The sequence below is a fragment of the Limnospira sp. PMC 289.06 genome (assembly GCF_032350395.1).
Taxonomy (GTDB): Bacteria; Cyanobacteriota; Cyanobacteriia; order Cyanobacteriales; family Microcoleaceae; genus Limnospira; species Limnospira platensis.
This window is the reverse complement of sequence record NZ_JARPLC010000333.1, coordinates 1-1,199: the sequence shown is the minus strand read 5'-3', so window position 1 is coordinate 1,199 and position 1,199 is coordinate 1. Positions and strand designations below refer to the sequence as shown.

Below are 1,199 nucleotides of genomic sequence, written 5' to 3'. Positions count from 1 at the left end.
TATCCGCAAGGCTTCATTTCTGATATTTTGTGCCGCGTTGACATCTCGATCATGGCAAGTCCCACAATGTTGACATTGCCATTGACGAATATCTAACGACAAACTATCTACTCGGTTGAGGCAAACGTGACAGGTTTTAGAGGATGCAAAGAAACGGTCAACCTCAATATAGGTTTTTCCTTCCCACTCCGCTTTATATTTAAGCATTGTGGTAAACATTCCCCAGCCTACATCACTAATCGCCTTGGCTAGTTTGGGGTTTCGTACCATCCCTTTTACATTCAGATTCTCTACAGCAATAACTTGGTTTTCGTTGACTATCTGGCGGGATAGTTTGTGTAGAAAGTCCTCACGGCAACGGGCAGTCTTGCTATAAACCTTAGCTACTTTTTGTTGGGCTTTAGTTCTATTCTGACTACCCTTTTGCTTGCGGGATAGTTTTTGTTGTTGGCGTTTAAGGTTACGGTGATGTTTGTCGCCATGACGGGGATTATCATACTTTGACCCATCACTGGTAATGGCGAAATGAGTCAATCCAACATCAATGCCAACTGCTTTACCTTCGGTAGACTGACTCGGAGTTTCTTTCCCATCATCCACCAATACCGAAGCATAGTATTGTCCATCAGAATTTTGGGAGACCGTCACAGTTTTGATTGTCCCTTCAAATTCTCGATGACGATGGCAGTAGACTAGCCCAATCTTCCCAGGTAGTTTGATATAGTCTCCCTCAAACTTAACGTTGGCGGGATAACTTAATGACTGCCGACCATGCTTTGACTTGAAACGGGGCAATTGCGCCCGCTTCTCAAAGAAGTTTTTGTAGGCAGTGGAAAGATTGAGAGCAACAACTTGCAAAGACTGGGAATAGGCATCCGTTAGCCAAGGGTATTCCTTTTTTAACCCTGGCAACAGACCCTGGATATATCCACGAGATAATCCTTTGCCTGTCTTGAGATATGTTTCTTGGCATAGGTTGAGTGCCAAATTCCAATACCAACGACAGCATCCAAACGCCTTGGCGAGAGACGCTTTTTGGTCGTCGGTTGGGTAGATGCGATACTTGTACGCCTTATACATTATCGTTATTTGCTGTTGCCGATAAAATTGTAGCTGATCATCCGAGGATTCGCGATCGCTCAGTTTGTTTATTGGTTGCTATTCATCCCCTCCCTGCAAGCGAGGAAGGGGAATTCCGC

Annotated in this window: 2 protein-coding genes; one reads left to right on the top strand and one right to left on the bottom strand. The window is 44.6% G+C overall.

All coding sequences use genetic code 11. The features are described from left to right. A partial coding sequence (locus P5674_RS24945; RefSeq protein WP_315670409.1) for an RNA-guided endonuclease TnpB family protein occupies positions 1-1,080 on the bottom strand: 1,080 nt, incomplete at its 3' end. Between P5674_RS24945 and P5674_RS24940 the strand changes: the two genes are divergently transcribed. Further along, on the top strand, positions 981-1,199 hold a 219-nt coding region (locus P5674_RS24940; RefSeq protein ID WP_315670410.1), incomplete at its 3' end, for a hypothetical protein. The genes P5674_RS24945 and P5674_RS24940 overlap by 100 nt on opposite strands.